Origin of the sequence: Kitasatospora sp. NPDC057198, from assembly GCF_042670125.1 — a bacterium.
Taxonomy (GTDB): Bacteria; Actinomycetota; Actinomycetes; order Streptomycetales; family Streptomycetaceae; genus Kitasatospora.
The window spans coordinates 26,301-37,791 of record NZ_JBHUWH010000006.1 but is presented as its reverse complement, the minus strand read 5'-3'; the positions used below and the strand labels follow the sequence as shown (position 1 = coordinate 37,791).

General features: G+C 71.5%; 16 protein-coding genes. 7 read left to right on the top strand and 9 right to left on the bottom strand.

All coding sequences use genetic code 11. From position 1 onward, the window contains the following. Nucleotides 1-128: 128 nt before the first annotated feature. From ACFUEL_RS01600 to ACFUEL_RS01590, 3 genes are all read right to left on the bottom strand, one after another. Nucleotides 129-908, bottom strand: a complete 780-nt coding sequence (locus tag ACFUEL_RS01600; RefSeq protein WP_380233872.1) for an ABC transporter permease — start codon at nt 906-908, stop codon at nt 129-131. After that, the gene (locus ACFUEL_RS01595; RefSeq protein WP_380233871.1) at nt 905-1,885 is read right to left on the bottom strand and encodes an ATP-binding cassette domain-containing protein; all 981 of its coding nucleotides are present in this window, start codon (nt 1,883-1,885) and stop codon (nt 905-907) included. The genes ACFUEL_RS01600 and ACFUEL_RS01595 overlap by 4 nt, the downstream gene beginning before the upstream one ends. An 89-nt stretch (nt 1,886-1,974) precedes the next feature. Next, nucleotides 1,975-2,646 carry a DUF4097 family beta strand repeat-containing protein gene (locus ACFUEL_RS01590; protein ID WP_380233870.1) on the bottom strand — a complete coding sequence of 224 codons (672 nt, stop codon included), beginning with the start codon at nt 2,644-2,646 and terminating at the stop codon, nt 1,975-1,977. Nucleotides 2,647-2,902: 256 nt separating this feature from the next. On the opposite strand from ACFUEL_RS01590, the gene ACFUEL_RS01585 reads away from it, so the two are divergent. After that, nucleotides 2,903-3,691 (top strand): helix-turn-helix domain-containing protein, encoded by a 789-nt coding sequence (locus ACFUEL_RS01585; protein WP_380233869.1) that lies wholly within the window; start codon nt 2,903-2,905, stop codon nt 3,689-3,691. Between the two features lie 66 nt (nt 3,692-3,757). Here ACFUEL_RS01585 and ACFUEL_RS01580 read toward each other — a convergent pair whose 3' ends face one another. Further along, complete coding sequence (locus tag ACFUEL_RS01580; RefSeq protein WP_380233868.1) at nt 3,758-4,450, bottom strand: DUF6882 domain-containing protein; 693 nt, start codon at nt 4,448-4,450, stop codon at nt 3,758-3,760. A gap of 309 nt (nt 4,451-4,759) precedes the next feature. On the opposite strand from ACFUEL_RS01580, the gene ACFUEL_RS01575 reads away from it, so the two are divergent. After that, entirely contained in the window at nt 4,760-6,070 is a 1,311-nt protein-coding gene (locus tag ACFUEL_RS01575; protein ID WP_380233866.1) for a cellulase family glycosylhydrolase, read from the top strand. A gap of 115 nt (nt 6,071-6,185) precedes the next feature. Here ACFUEL_RS01575 and ACFUEL_RS01570 read toward each other — a convergent pair whose 3' ends face one another. From ACFUEL_RS01570 to tgmC, 4 genes are read right to left on the bottom strand one after another with little or no spacing between them, the layout of a single operon-like run. Next, the gene (locus tag ACFUEL_RS01570; protein WP_380233865.1) at nt 6,186-6,485 is read right to left on the bottom strand and encodes a hypothetical protein; all 300 of its coding nucleotides are present in this window, start codon (nt 6,483-6,485) and stop codon (nt 6,186-6,188) included. Next, nucleotides 6,482-6,796, bottom strand: coding sequence for a hypothetical protein (locus tag ACFUEL_RS01565; RefSeq protein ID WP_380233864.1), 315 nt, complete (start codon nt 6,794-6,796; stop codon nt 6,482-6,484). Before ACFUEL_RS01565 ends, ACFUEL_RS01570 begins: the two co-directional genes overlap by 4 nt. A 23-nt stretch (nt 6,797-6,819) precedes the next feature. After that, a complete protein-coding gene (locus ACFUEL_RS01560) occupies nt 6,820-7,014 on the bottom strand; it encodes a hypothetical protein (RefSeq protein WP_380233863.1) in 195 nt (64 codons plus the stop codon). 36 nt (nt 7,015-7,050) lie between these two features. Further along, on the bottom strand, nt 7,051-8,193 hold the full coding sequence (gene tgmC, locus ACFUEL_RS01555; RefSeq protein WP_380233862.1) for an ATP-grasp peptide maturase system methyltransferase: 1,143 nt from the start codon (nt 8,191-8,193) through the stop codon (nt 7,051-7,053). Between the two features lie 187 nt (nt 8,194-8,380). Between tgmC and ACFUEL_RS01550 the strand changes: the two genes are divergently transcribed. From ACFUEL_RS01550 to ACFUEL_RS01535, 4 genes are all read left to right on the top strand, one after another. Next, complete coding sequence (locus ACFUEL_RS01550) at nt 8,381-9,211, top strand: Scr1 family TA system antitoxin-like transcriptional regulator (RefSeq protein WP_380233861.1); 831 nt, start codon at nt 8,381-8,383, stop codon at nt 9,209-9,211. After that, the gene (locus ACFUEL_RS01545; protein ID WP_380233860.1) at nt 9,208-9,429 is read left to right on the top strand and encodes a DUF397 domain-containing protein; all 222 of its coding nucleotides are present in this window, start codon (nt 9,208-9,210) and stop codon (nt 9,427-9,429) included. The genes ACFUEL_RS01550 and ACFUEL_RS01545 overlap by 4 nt, the downstream gene beginning before the upstream one ends. Nucleotides 9,430-9,591: 162 nt before the next feature. Further along, nucleotides 9,592-9,813, top strand: a complete 222-nt coding sequence (locus ACFUEL_RS01540; protein WP_380233859.1) for a DUF397 domain-containing protein — start codon at nt 9,592-9,594, stop codon at nt 9,811-9,813. 41 nt (nt 9,814-9,854) lie between these two features. Beyond that, a complete protein-coding gene (locus ACFUEL_RS01535) occupies nt 9,855-10,229 on the top strand; it encodes a hypothetical protein (RefSeq protein ID WP_380233858.1) in 375 nt (124 codons plus the stop codon). 49 nt (nt 10,230-10,278) lie between these two features. Here the strand turns inward: ACFUEL_RS01535 and ACFUEL_RS01530 are convergent, their stop codons facing one another. Beyond that, nucleotides 10,279-10,632, bottom strand: a complete 354-nt coding sequence (locus tag ACFUEL_RS01530; protein WP_380233857.1) for a VOC family protein — start codon at nt 10,630-10,632, stop codon at nt 10,279-10,281. Nucleotides 10,633-10,928: 296 nt separating this feature from the next. Here ACFUEL_RS01530 and ACFUEL_RS01525 point away from each other — a divergent pair, with 296 nt between their 5' ends. After that, nucleotides 10,929-11,408 carry an SMI1/KNR4 family protein gene (locus tag ACFUEL_RS01525; protein WP_380233856.1) on the top strand — a complete coding sequence of 160 codons (480 nt, stop codon included), beginning with the start codon at nt 10,929-10,931 and terminating at the stop codon, nt 11,406-11,408. The last annotated feature ends 83 nt before the right edge of the window (nt 11,409-11,491 follow it).

Here is an 11,491-nt window from a genome sequence, read left to right as displayed (position 1 = left end):
GAGGGCGCGCACGCGGAACGGCCCTTTCGACGACCCGTCATCCCTTCACCTCGTCCCGTGCACCGGTATCCGGTGGCGGAGAGGCGGTTTGACGTGCCGTCGAAAGGGCCGGTGCGGTGCCGGTCGGACTACTGCGGGTCGCGGTCGAACTGGGCCCGGGACCAGCGGTAGCCGAGGACGGTGAGGCCGAGGCACCAGAGCAGGGCGATCCACCAGTTGTTGCCGATGTGGGTGCCCAGCAGCAGGCCGCGCAGGGTCTCGATCGCCGGGGTGAAGGGCTGGTACTGGGCGATCGGCTGGAACCAGCCGGGCATCGAGTGCAGCGGGACGAAGGCGCTGGAGATCATCGGCAGCAGGATCAGCGGCATCGCGGCGTTGCTGGCCGCCTCCGCGTTCGGGCTGCCCAGGCCCATGCCGACGGCGATCCAGGTCAGCGCCAGCGCGACCAGGGCGAGCAGCCCGAACGCGGCCAGCCACTCCAGGGCGGTGGCGCCGTGCGAGCGGAAGCCGATCGCCACCCCGACCGCGCCGACCAGCACCACGCTGGCCACCGACTGCAGCACGCTGCCGGCCACCCGTCCGAACAGCACCGAGCCGCGGTGGATCGCCATGGTGCGGAACCGGGCGACGATGCCCTCGTTCATGTCGGTCGCCATCGAGACGGCGGTGCCGATCACGGTGGAGCCGATGGTCATCATCAGGATGCCGGGCACCAGGTAGGTGACGTAGGCGGAGCGGCCGAGGCCGCCGCTCATCGCACCGCCGAAGACGTAGACGAAGAGCAGGAGCAGCATCACCGGGGTGAGCAGCAGGTTCAGGGTGAGCGACGGGTAGCGCCGGGCGTGCAGCAGGTTGCGCCGCAGCATGGTGGACGAGTCGCGGACGGCGAGGGCGAGTGGGCTGCTCATCGGGCGTTCTCCTCAAGGGCGTTGGCGGCGGTGGTGGTGGGCTGGGCCGGGACGGCGGGGGCGCCGGTGAGGGCGAAGAAGACGTCGTCCAGGTCGGGGGTGTGGACGGTGAGTTCCTCGGCCTCGGCGTGGGCGGCGTCCAGGCGGTCGAGGACGGAGCGCAGGGCGCGCTGGCTGCCGTCGCTGGGAACGGCGAGGGTGAGGGCGTCGTCGTCGGCGGCGGCTTCGCCGAGCGCGGTGGCGGCGGCGCGGTAGGCGGCGGGGTCGGTGAAGCGGAGCCGGACGTGGCCGCCGGGGACGAGGCGCTTGAGCTCCCCGGCGGTGCCCTCGGCGGCGATGGTGCCGTTGTGCAGGACGGCGATCCGGTCGGCGAGCTGGTCGGCCTCCTCCAGGTACTGGGTGGTGAGGAAGACGGTGGTGCCGTCGGCGACGAGCTCCCGGACGATCTGCCACATGCCGTGGCGGCTGCGCGGGTCGAGGCCGGTGGTGGGTTCGTCCAGGAAGATGATCCGGGGCCCGCCGACCAGGGTCATGGCGATGTCGAGCCGGCGCTTCATGCCGCCGGAGTAGGTGGAGGCGGGCTTGTCGGCGGCCTCGGTGAGGTCGAAGCGGGCGAGCAGTTCGGCGGCGACCTTGCGGCCCTCGGCCTTGGGCAGGTGGTGCAGGTCGGCCATCAGCAGCATGTTCTCGGTGCCGGTGATCAGGCCGTCGACGGCGGAGAACTGGCCGGTGACGCCGATCGCGGCGCGCACCCGCTGCGGGTGGGCGGCCAGGTCGTGGCCGCCGACGGTGGCCTGTCCGGCGTCCGGGCGGATCAGGGTGGAGAGGATCTTGACGGCGGTGGTCTTGCCGGCCCCGTTCGGGCCGAGCAGGGCGAAGACGGTGCCGGTGGGGACGGCGAGGTCCACGCCGTCCAGCACGGTCTTGTCGCCGTAGGACTTGCGCAGCCCGTTCGCCGCGATGGCCAGGCCGGTCATGGGGTGCTCCCTGGGGGTGTGGGGTGGAGGTCGGTGCTGGGCGGTGCGGCGGTGCGGGGTGGGACGGGGCGGTGCGGGGTGGCGGTCGGTCAGGCGGCGGTGGCGGCCGAGATGTCGCCGTTCGAGGTGGTGGCGCGGATGGTGACCGCCGGGGTGTCGTCGGCGTTGCGCAGCGCGTTGTGGATGCGGCCGTGGGCGGTGCCGGCGTCCAGCGAGGCGGAGACGCCGCGGGCCACGCCGACCGAGATCGAGCCGGACAGGGTGGTCAGTTCGAGCGCGCCGTGCACCGCCTCGGTGACGGTCAGGTCGCCGCGCTGGGTGCTGAACCCGCCGGGGCCGGTGAGGCGGCCGACCTCGATGTCGCCGTCCTGGAGGGTGAGGCTGGCGGCGGACGCCTCGTCGAGCTTCACGGCGCCCCGGGCGCTCTCGAAGGAGACGTCGCCGAGCCGTCCCACGCCCCGGAGTCGGGCGTCCGCGCTCTTCGCCTCGACCTTCGAGCCGGACGGCAGCTGCACGGTGACGTCCAGCGCGCCGGACGGGCCGAGCAGGCGGTGCCCGGCGGAGCCGGTGACGATCCGCAGCACGCCGTCGGCGTAGCTGACCTCGGTCTGCGCGACGGCCTTGGCGTCGCGGCTCTTCGCCGGGTCGGCGGGCCGCAGGTCGACCACGGTGTCGGCGCGGTCGGCGGCGATGAAGCGGACCAGGCCGGCCGGGACGTCCAGGACGACGGTGACCGGGGCGGGGGTGGCGAACTTCTGCATGGGGTGCTCCCTGTGGGTGTGCGGCGACGGTCCGTTGTGCGCCGCGTCGTTTCTGACATTGGAAACGCTACGTTGCGTTCAATGATTGGGCAACGTGCTTGTTGCAATCGAAAGGCGTATCCGCAGGTGGGAGCAGGAAAATCGTTGCAACGATCCGACGCCTAACGCAACGTCAGGGAGTGGCCGCGTTGCAATGGAATGAAGGTGAACGCTATGCTGGGTGCGGAAACGCCACACACCGCAGAAGGGGGCCCCGATGCCGGGAGGCAGGCTCACCCAGCAGGAGCGCCAGCAGATCGCCCTCGGGCTGGCCGACGACCTCGCCTACGCGGAGATCGCCCGCCGGATCGACCGGCCGACCTCCACCGTCACCCGCGAGGTCATGCGCAACGGCGGCCCGTCCGGCTACCGGGCCGACCTCGCCCACCGCGCCACCGAGCACCGCGCCCAGCGCCGGACCGCCCCGGCCCGCGGCCCGCGCCCGGCCGACCGTCCGGCCGACGGGCGCGACCCCGAGGCGATGGCCGGCTTCGAGGAGGCGATCACCACCGTCTTCATGCAGTCCGGCCTCAGCCGGATGCCGGCCCGGGTGCTGGCCGCCCTGCTGCTCACCGACTCCGGCCGGCTGAGCGCCGTCGAGCTCGCCCACCGCCTGGAGGTCAGCCCGGCGTCCGTCTCCAAGGCCGTCGCCTTCCTGGACGAGCAGTCGATGATCCGCCGGGAGCGCGACGAGCGGCGCCGCGAGAGCTACGTGGTGGACGACGAGATCTGGTACCAGTCCGCCGTGACCAGCGCCCGCTCCAACTCGGCGGTGGCCGCCACCGCCCGGCAGGGCGTCTCCGTCCTCGGCTCGGCGACCCCCGCCGGGGCGCGGCTGGAGAGCGTCGCCCGGTTCCTCGACCACCTCTCCGAGATGCTGCTGCGCGCCGCCGAGCAGGGGCGCGAGGTGCTCTCCAGCAGGCCGGCCGAGACCGGCGGGGGCAGTGGGGGCGGTGGGGGCGGCGGGGGAGGCGGGGGCGGCGGGGAGACCGCTGCGGAGGGGTGAACTGACTTGGCGGGGAGCCGGGTTGCCGCCGGACTCGGTTGCTGTTGAGCTCAGCCGCTGTTGGGTTCAGTTGCCGCCGAGCACGCCGTCGACGGAGGCGATCCGCCCCTGCGGGTCGAACGACACCCGGACGCTGTGCCGGCCCGGCAGTTGGGCGGTGATCGCGTCCGGCTCCTCGGTCACGGGCGCGCCGTGGTGTCCGAAGTAGCCGCGCACCACGGCGCGGGAGTCGTGCCCGAACAGCCCGGCGCCGGTCAGCAGCATGCGCGGCACGGTGACCGGGTCGAGCGGTGCCGGGCGGAGGGCCGGGTCCTGCGGCACGAAGTACACCCGGGTCTCCGGCCCGGCCGCCTGCCCGATGTAGCCGGGCGCGCCGAGCACGCCCATGCCGGTGAAGGCCAGCGCCTCGGCCGCGTGCCGGGGGTCCGGGAAGTCGGACAGGTCGACCCCCGGTTCCGCCAACTCCGGTACGCCGTACGCCCGTCCGAACTCGGCGATCCGGGACGCGGCGGCCGCCACGGGCGCCTCCGCGAAGCCCGGATTGGCCCAGCCCCACAGCCACGACCCGTCCGCCGGGTCGAACGTCCCGAGCAGCCCGACCCGCAGGGTCAGCCCGCCGCTCCGGTAGACGCCCTGCTCCAGGTCGGCCGTCCACGGCGCGTCCGGCAGGACGCGGCCCAGGGCCTCCAACTGCTCCGCGCCCCAGGCGGCGTGGTGTTCGGCGGTGCGGAGGAAGGGCTCGCTGAAAGTCGTGGTCACGCCGCCAGCCTAGCGAGGCGGCGCGAGCTGACCGAGTGTCAGATTCTCTTTACTTGACCGTTTTACTTCCTGGCCGGGGTATTTCGGCAAGATCGCTAGCTTGAGTGCCGAGTTAATCGGTTAAGCGCAAGGCATTGACCGGGTTGGTGTGCCGTGTCAGGATCCCGCAGACAACGTTGCCAAGACCTTGTCGCCGCAGCCGCCCGTCCTCCCTCCACCGCCCGCCCGGCCGCCTCCGCCTCCTCGGGGGCCGTTCGCGGCGGGGTGCCGGGTCGGCCGCGTTCCCCACCCCCCACGCAGAGGAGAGTCATGGAAAAGCCGCCGAGCCGCAGGGCGCTCACGGCTGTCGGCGCGGCAGTCGCCGCCGTCTTCGGCCTGCTGTTCTCCGTCTTCGGGTTCACCCCCGGCAGCGCCGAGGCCGCCACCTCCGGCATCCACGTCAGCAACGGCCGCGTCTACGAGGCGAACGGCAACCAGTTCGTCATGCGCGGCGTCAACCACGCGTACGCCTGGTATCCGAGCCAGACCACCGCGATCGCCGACATCGCGTCCAGGGGCGCCAACACCGTCCGGGTCGTCCTCGCCGACGGCCAGCGGTGGACCCGCACCAGCACCGCCCAGATCACCGCGCTGATCGAGCAGTGCAAGGCCGCCAAGGTGATCTGCGTGCTGGAGGTGCACGACGCCACCGGCTACGGCGAGGACGCCGCCGCCGGCACCCTCGACGCGGCCGCCCAGTTCTGGGTCGACAACAGGAGCGCGCTCGTCGGCCAGGAGAACCACGTCGTCGTCAACATCGCCAACGAGCCCTGGGGCAACAGCGGTTACACCTCCTGGACCGCCGCCACCAAGAGCGCGATCACGAAGGTCCGCGCCGCCGGCATCCACAACGCGCTGATGGTCGACGGCCCGAACTGGGGCCAGGACTGGTCCGGCACCATGCGCGACAACGCGGCCTCGGTGTTCGCCGCCGACCCCGACCGCAACACGATCTTCTCGATCCACATGTACGGCGTCTACAACACCGCCGCCAAGGTCCAGGACTACCTGAACGCCTACACCTCGGCCCAGCTCCCCATCGTGGTAGGCGAGTTCGGCGCCCAGCACAGCGACGGCGACCCGGACGAGGACGCCATCATGGCCACCGCCCAGGCCCAGAACATCGGCTACCTCGGCTGGTCCTGGAGCGGTAACGGCGGCGGCGTCGAATACCTCGACCTGGTCAACAACTTCGACAAGAACTCGCTGACCGCCTGGGGCAACCGCTTCTTCAACGGCGCCAACGGCATCGCCGCCACCGCCAAGCGCGCCACCGTCTACACCGGCGGGACGCCCACGGCCTCGGCTTCCCCCACTCCGAGTGCGACCGCCACCAAGGCGCCGAACGGCTACCCGTACTGCGCCTCCGCCTCCTCGGACCCGGACGGTGACGGCTGGGGCTGGGAGAACAGCGCCTCCTGCGTGGTCCGGGGCGGCAAGGCCGACACCGGCGCCACCGCCACCACCGCACCGAACGGCTACCCGTACTGCGCCTCCGCCTCCTCCGACCCGGACGGTGACGGCTGGGGCTGGGAGAACAGCGCCTCCTGCGTGGTGCGCGGCGGCAAGGCCGACCACTGACGACCCCCGCACCCTGACGGCTCCCGCACCCTGCCCCCCCGCCACCCCACTGCCGGGACGCCGGCCGCGAGGCCCGCCCCTTCGTCCACCCGGACGGGGGAGCGGGCCTCCGGCATCAACTGCCTTGCCGAGTGGGTTGGTTGTGGTGGACTTCGCTCCAGACGGTTTCGCGCGGGGTGCCGTTGTTGCGGGAGGGCGGGGTGTAGGTGTGGCCCCAGCGGTCGCCCAGGGCGAGGGCCTTGAGGACGGCGTGGTGGTCGTCGGGGTGGTCGGTGGTTCCGTCGGCGGGGCGGTGGATGGTCAGCTCGACGCGGTAGCCGCCCGGGACGACGGTGAGCCGGGCTTCCGTGCCGCCGGCCCTGGCGAGCTGTTCGGCGATCTCCCAGGCGCGCTGCCGCAGCGTGTCACCGCTCACGAGGCGGCTCCCAGTTCGGGTGAGGCCGTCCGGACGGGGGCGGTGAACTCGCCACGTAGCAGCGCGAGTTCGACCAGCGCTTCGGCGAGCCGCTGCGCCCACGGCAGCCCGGCATAGCCTAGGGCCAGGCCGGCGGCCTCCGGTGCGACGTCCTCGCGGTAGACCGGGGAGAGGCCGGGCGGCGGGTCGAGGCGGGCGGCGCGGAAGGCGCGCTCCAGCGAGTCCGAGGCCCGTTCGGAGTCGGCGAACCCGCCGCGCAGGAACCGTTGCAGGACGTCGACGGCCACCAACGGCTGTCCGGTGTACAGCACTTGCAATCCCTTCTTCGGTGCGTTCAGGCCACTTCAGCGACAGCGGCGGCGCAGCGCGGACAGGCGCAGGCCGGCCAGGTCAGCGCCGAGACCAGCGGCAGGTGCTGGTCCTCGTTGCAGGTGCGGGAAGAGACCTCCGTCCGACCCCCGTCGGGCCGCACCCGGTAGACCCGGATCGTCAACCTGGCGCTCCGGTAAGGCTTTTCGTTGCTCGTCATCGTTTGGTGCTCCGTGGTGGTGCGTGCGGGCCGTGGTCAGATCGGCAGGTGCCAGCCGGGGCCGTCCTCGGTGTCGATCCAGACGCGCTGGCCGGTGGCCGAGACCGTGAGGCCGAAGCCCTGCTGGTGCGGTGCGCCGGCCGACCTCCAGGTGTCGATCGCGTCCTCGACCTGGTCCCAGAGCCGGAGCGGTCCGCGCTGGGTGACCGTCCACCCGCCGTCGGGGCCGGGGGCGGTTCGGGCCTGCGATCCGGTGGCCGTGTCGATGAGGATCTGCTGTTCGCCGGCTCCCATCCGTTCGGCGGAGGGCGCGGCGAGTTGGGCCACCCAACTGCCGGTCCAGGTACCGAGGGTCGCGGGGTCGATCCGGGTCGGTCTTTCGTCGCCGGGCAGCAGGGTGATGCTCTGGCGGGACGGCCGGTCGTGCGGTCGGGCGGTCATGAAGCTGGTGCCGCCGGGCAGGAACCGTCCATGTGCTTCGCCCGGCGCGGTCACGGTGAGCAGCGCGAGGCCGTAGCCGTGGGACCAGCCGGAGAGGGTGACCAGGATCTTCCCGCCCGGCCTGACCTGGTGCAGCCACGGGTACGGCACGTACCGCACCGCGCAGGTGGCGATCAGCCGGTCGTACCACCCGCCGTCCGAGTCGCCGAGCAGCCCGTCCCCGACGAGCAACCGGGGCGCGTACCCGGCGGCCTTGAGGGCGGCAGCGGCCGCGGCACCGACCGCCGGGTCGTACTCGATGCTGGTGACGTTGCCGTCCCCGAGCCGGTGCGCGCCGAGGGCGGTCGAGTAGCCGGTGCCGGTGCCGATCTCCAGGATGCGGTGCCCGGGTTCGACGCCGAGCTGGTGCCACATCCGCAGCACCAGCGAGGGCAGTGTGGACGAGGAGGACGGCATACCGGTCACCGTGCCGCCGGGAACGTCCTCGGGGCTGATGCAGCCGTCGAGTTGGGTGATCAGGGTCCGGTTCTCGTAGACGCCCTCCAGCCATCCGGGCTCGTCCCGGGAGACGGCGCGGTACTCGGTCGGGCCGGACCCCGGTACCGGCTCGAAGTACGACCCGACGAACAGCTCCCGGGGCACGGCCCGCGCGGCTTGCTCCCACGCGGGGTCGGTGATCGCGTCGTCCCCGGTGAGACCGTCCACCAGGGCGGCGCGGAGGTCGGCGGAGGTGCTCACGGTTCAGGGCCTTTCGACAGCGGTGGGAGCCTCCCGGGGTGCACGCAGGCATGGCGGGGCCTCGGGAAGGCATGACGGAGGATGCGAACGGTGTGTGACCGTCCGTGTATCCATAGTTGCGATATTGCTGACGGACCGCCACCATCTGAACCGGACAGTCTTGGTATTTCAGTTGGGGGCAACTGCCGTGAACAAGAAGGATCTTGACCCCACCATCTCTCCCGCGCATGCGTTCGGAGTCCAGCTCCGGCGGTCGCGCGAGGCGAAAGGGCTCACGCAGGCCCAGCTCGGGGAGTTGCTGGGTGTCACGGGTACCTATGTCGGCTGCTTCGAGCGGGCGAGCAGGATTCCCCACATCGATGCCGTGACCAGGGCGGATGAGGTGCTGGAGACTGGCGGGACGTTGTCGCTCCTGTACTGGAACATCCGGCACACCGCGCTGTTCGAAGGCTTTCCGGAGTTCACCGAGTGTGAGGCGAAGGCCACCGAGCTACGACTCTTCGAGATCGGCATCATTCCGGGACTGCTACAGACCCCGGAGTACGCACAGATCGAACTTGCCGGTGGAGTCTCGCGTGGCAACATTTCGACCGAACAGGCTGCCGAGCGGCTCTCCTTTCGCCTTGCCCGGCAGGCGGCGCTCACCCGTCAACCGGCACCCATGATCCATGTGGTCATGGACGAGAGTGCAATTCGTTGGCAGGTCGGCGGCCCTGCAGTGATGATTCCGCAGCTACAGCGCATCGAAGAACTGGCCGAGCTGCCGAATATGATCATTCAGGTGGTGCCCTTCAGTCTCGGCACTCGCCGCCCGTTCCACCACTGCCTGACCCTGCTCACCCTTCCCAACCACATGCAGGTCGGCTATGTGGAGGATATGAAGCAAGGACACCTCGAACGAGATGTCTCCACTGTTCGGGAATGGTCCAAGGACTACGCTCGCATGCAGGCTGACGCGCCGTCCGTTGCCGATTCGATGGCGACGGTCCGTGCCGTACGAAAGGAACTGGAACGATGACCCTTCTCCCTGACCTGAGCGTCGCGCGTTGGAGCAAGTCGAGCTACAGCGGTTCCGGTGGGCAGTGCGTCGAGACGGCGTTGAACCTTGTTCAGATGTACGGCGTCGTGCCGGTCCGTGACTCCAAGGACCCCGAGGGCCCTGCGCTGGTGTTCACCGCAGGAGGCTTCTCCGCCTTCGTCGCCGCCGCCAAGGCCGGCCGGTTCGGCGAGGTCTGATCCGCCGTACCTGCGGTCGGGGATGATGAAGTTTGCATGTTTGAAAGGGTTCTGCGGGTGTGCGGTGCGCCACCGGCGGGCAGTGTCTCCTCTCGGACGGGGGCACGATGCTGCTGGCCTCGCTTCGGCCGGCCGCCCAGAAGGCAAAGGAACTCGAGAGTGATGCGCACCGACCGGGACAACATGGACCTGAGCCGCGCCGTGTGGCGGAAGAGCAGCTTCAGCGGTTGCCAGGGCAACTGCGTGGAGGTGGCCGACGGCTTCCCCGGGGTGGTTCCCGTCCGGGACTCGAAGGATCCGGCGGGGCCGGCGCTGGTCTTCGCGGCCGGGGCCTGGTCGGTGTTCGTGGCCGGGGTGCGGGCGGGGGAGTTCGGGGCCGGGTGAGCGCGGGAGGGGTGTCGGTGGGGTGCGGCAGGCTGGGCGTCATGAACACCGAGACACTCGTTGACGTTTGGCGGCGGCTCCTCGCCGACCCGGGCAAGTCGTGGGTCCTGTTCGAGCACGGCACGTGCGTGGTGCTGACGGCTCCCGAGGGCGACTTGGCCGAGCAGGCCACCGGGCTCCTCCGGGAGTTCGGGCCGGTGCACGTGGGCTCGCCCGCGGCGGACTTCGGGGTGATCCACCTGGAGGACGGCGCGGGCTGGGTGGTCACCGGCCACCACCAGGACGTCCTGACCTATGTGGGGCCGGACGAGCCCCAGGGGCGGGACGACCTCTTCGTCGGGATGTGCGGGCGCGCCAAGCGGCACCGGGACGGCACCGAGCTGCGCGCCGTCCACGTGGAGGACCGGCGCGGCTGACGGGACGGAGGGGTGCCGTCGGCCGCCACGCTTCGGTGTCCGGCTCCGCTCAGCCCTGCGGCGCGCTCAGGACGCAGAACTCGTTGCCCTCCGGGTCGAGGAGGGTCACCCAGTGCTGCCCGTCCTGCACGGCGTCGGCGCGCCGGGCCCCGAGGGCGAGCAGCCGGGCGACCTCGGCCGCCTGGTCGTCGGGGCGGAAGTCGGGGTGGAGCCGGTTCTTCGACGTCTTGCCCTCGGGGACGGGCACGAAGAGCAGCCCCGGCAGCCGGTCCGGCTCGGGCCGGATCTCGACGATCTCCTCGGTCTCGTCGACCACCACCCAGCCGAGGGCCTCGGCCCACCAGCGCCCGAGGGCGACGGGGTCGGCGGAGTCGACGATGATCTGTTCCCATTCGAGTGCCATGGGGCGAGCATAGGCAAGGCCGACCGGCCGCCGGAGCTGCGACGATCGCCGTCGGCCGCCTGCGGGCCGTCCCGCAAAGCCCCCGTCGTACTGGTTGCCGGGCGCGGCCCGTCCTGCCTGGCCGGGCTGCCGCTCGGTTCCGCCCGAGCGGCTGACACACTCAAGGGAGCTGCCGGGGTGTGGCACCTGGACCAGGGAAGAGGTTGACGGGCATGACGGTGGAGCGGCTCGGTGGGATTCTGGGGGCGCCGTCCACGAGCCCGGTCCCGGTGCCGTGGGAGGGCAGTGCGGCGGCCTTGAACGGTCTGCTCTTCCCGGCCGACTACCGGTGGCTGGTGGACACCTACGGGGAGATCAGGATCAGGTTCGACTTCGGGATCTGCATCCCGCGGCTGGACCGGGGCGGCTTCGAGACGTTCCGCGACTACGCGGCCCGCGCCTACGAAGAGGTCGAACTGGTCCACGAGGAACCGATGTTCCCGGAAACTCCCGATCGGCCACCCCACGAGATGTTCCCGACTCCGGGGGGCCTGTTGCCCTGGGGCGGGGACAACCGGGGCAACCACACCTTCTGGCTCACCGCGGACCCCGACCCCGACCGGTGGCCCGTTGTCGTCTGGATCCAGGACCTGGAGCAGTGGGACCTCTTCCCCGGCGGCGTTGCCGCATTCCTCACCGCGGTGCTCGCCGGCGAGTACCGCCTTGGCCAGGAGTTGCTGGGCAGCGAGGAGTACCCCCTGTGGGAGTCCGTGGCCGACTGGAGCGGCCGAAAGTGACCGCCGGTCCGCCCGGCCGGGCGAGCCGAGCCACGGCGGCATCGGCTGCTCGACCGGTCGGCTGAAACGATCGTGCCCTGGGT

Excerpts from the sequence above, each read along its gene's own strand:
- ACFUEL_RS01600 (WP_380233872.1), bottom strand. The coding sequence starts at position 908 with ATGAGCAGCCCACTCGCCCTCGCCGTCCGCGACTCGTCCACCATGCTG.
- ACFUEL_RS01595 (WP_380233871.1), bottom strand. The coding sequence starts at position 1,885 with ATGACCGGCCTGGCCATCGCGGCGAACGGGCTGCGCAAGTCCTACGGC.
- ACFUEL_RS01590 (WP_380233870.1), bottom strand. The coding sequence starts at position 2,646 with ATGCAGAAGTTCGCCACCCCCGCCCCGGTCACCGTCGTCCTGGACGTC.
- ACFUEL_RS01585 (WP_380233869.1), top strand. The coding sequence starts at position 2,903 with ATGCCGGGAGGCAGGCTCACCCAGCAGGAGCGCCAGCAGATCGCCCTC.
- ACFUEL_RS01575 (WP_380233866.1), top strand. The coding sequence starts at position 4,760 with ATGGAAAAGCCGCCGAGCCGCAGGGCGCTCACGGCTGTCGGCGCGGCA.
- ACFUEL_RS01560 (WP_380233863.1), bottom strand. The coding sequence starts at position 7,014 with ATGACGAGCAACGAAAAGCCTTACCGGAGCGCCAGGTTGACGATCCGG.
- ACFUEL_RS01545 (WP_380233860.1), top strand. The coding sequence starts at position 9,208 with ATGACCCTTCTCCCTGACCTGAGCGTCGCGCGTTGGAGCAAGTCGAGC.
- ACFUEL_RS01540 (WP_380233859.1), top strand. The coding sequence starts at position 9,592 with ATGCGCACCGACCGGGACAACATGGACCTGAGCCGCGCCGTGTGGCGG.
- ACFUEL_RS01535 (WP_380233858.1), top strand. The coding sequence starts at position 9,855 with ATGAACACCGAGACACTCGTTGACGTTTGGCGGCGGCTCCTCGCCGAC.
- ACFUEL_RS01530 (WP_380233857.1), bottom strand. The coding sequence starts at position 10,632 with ATGGCACTCGAATGGGAACAGATCATCGTCGACTCCGCCGACCCCGTC.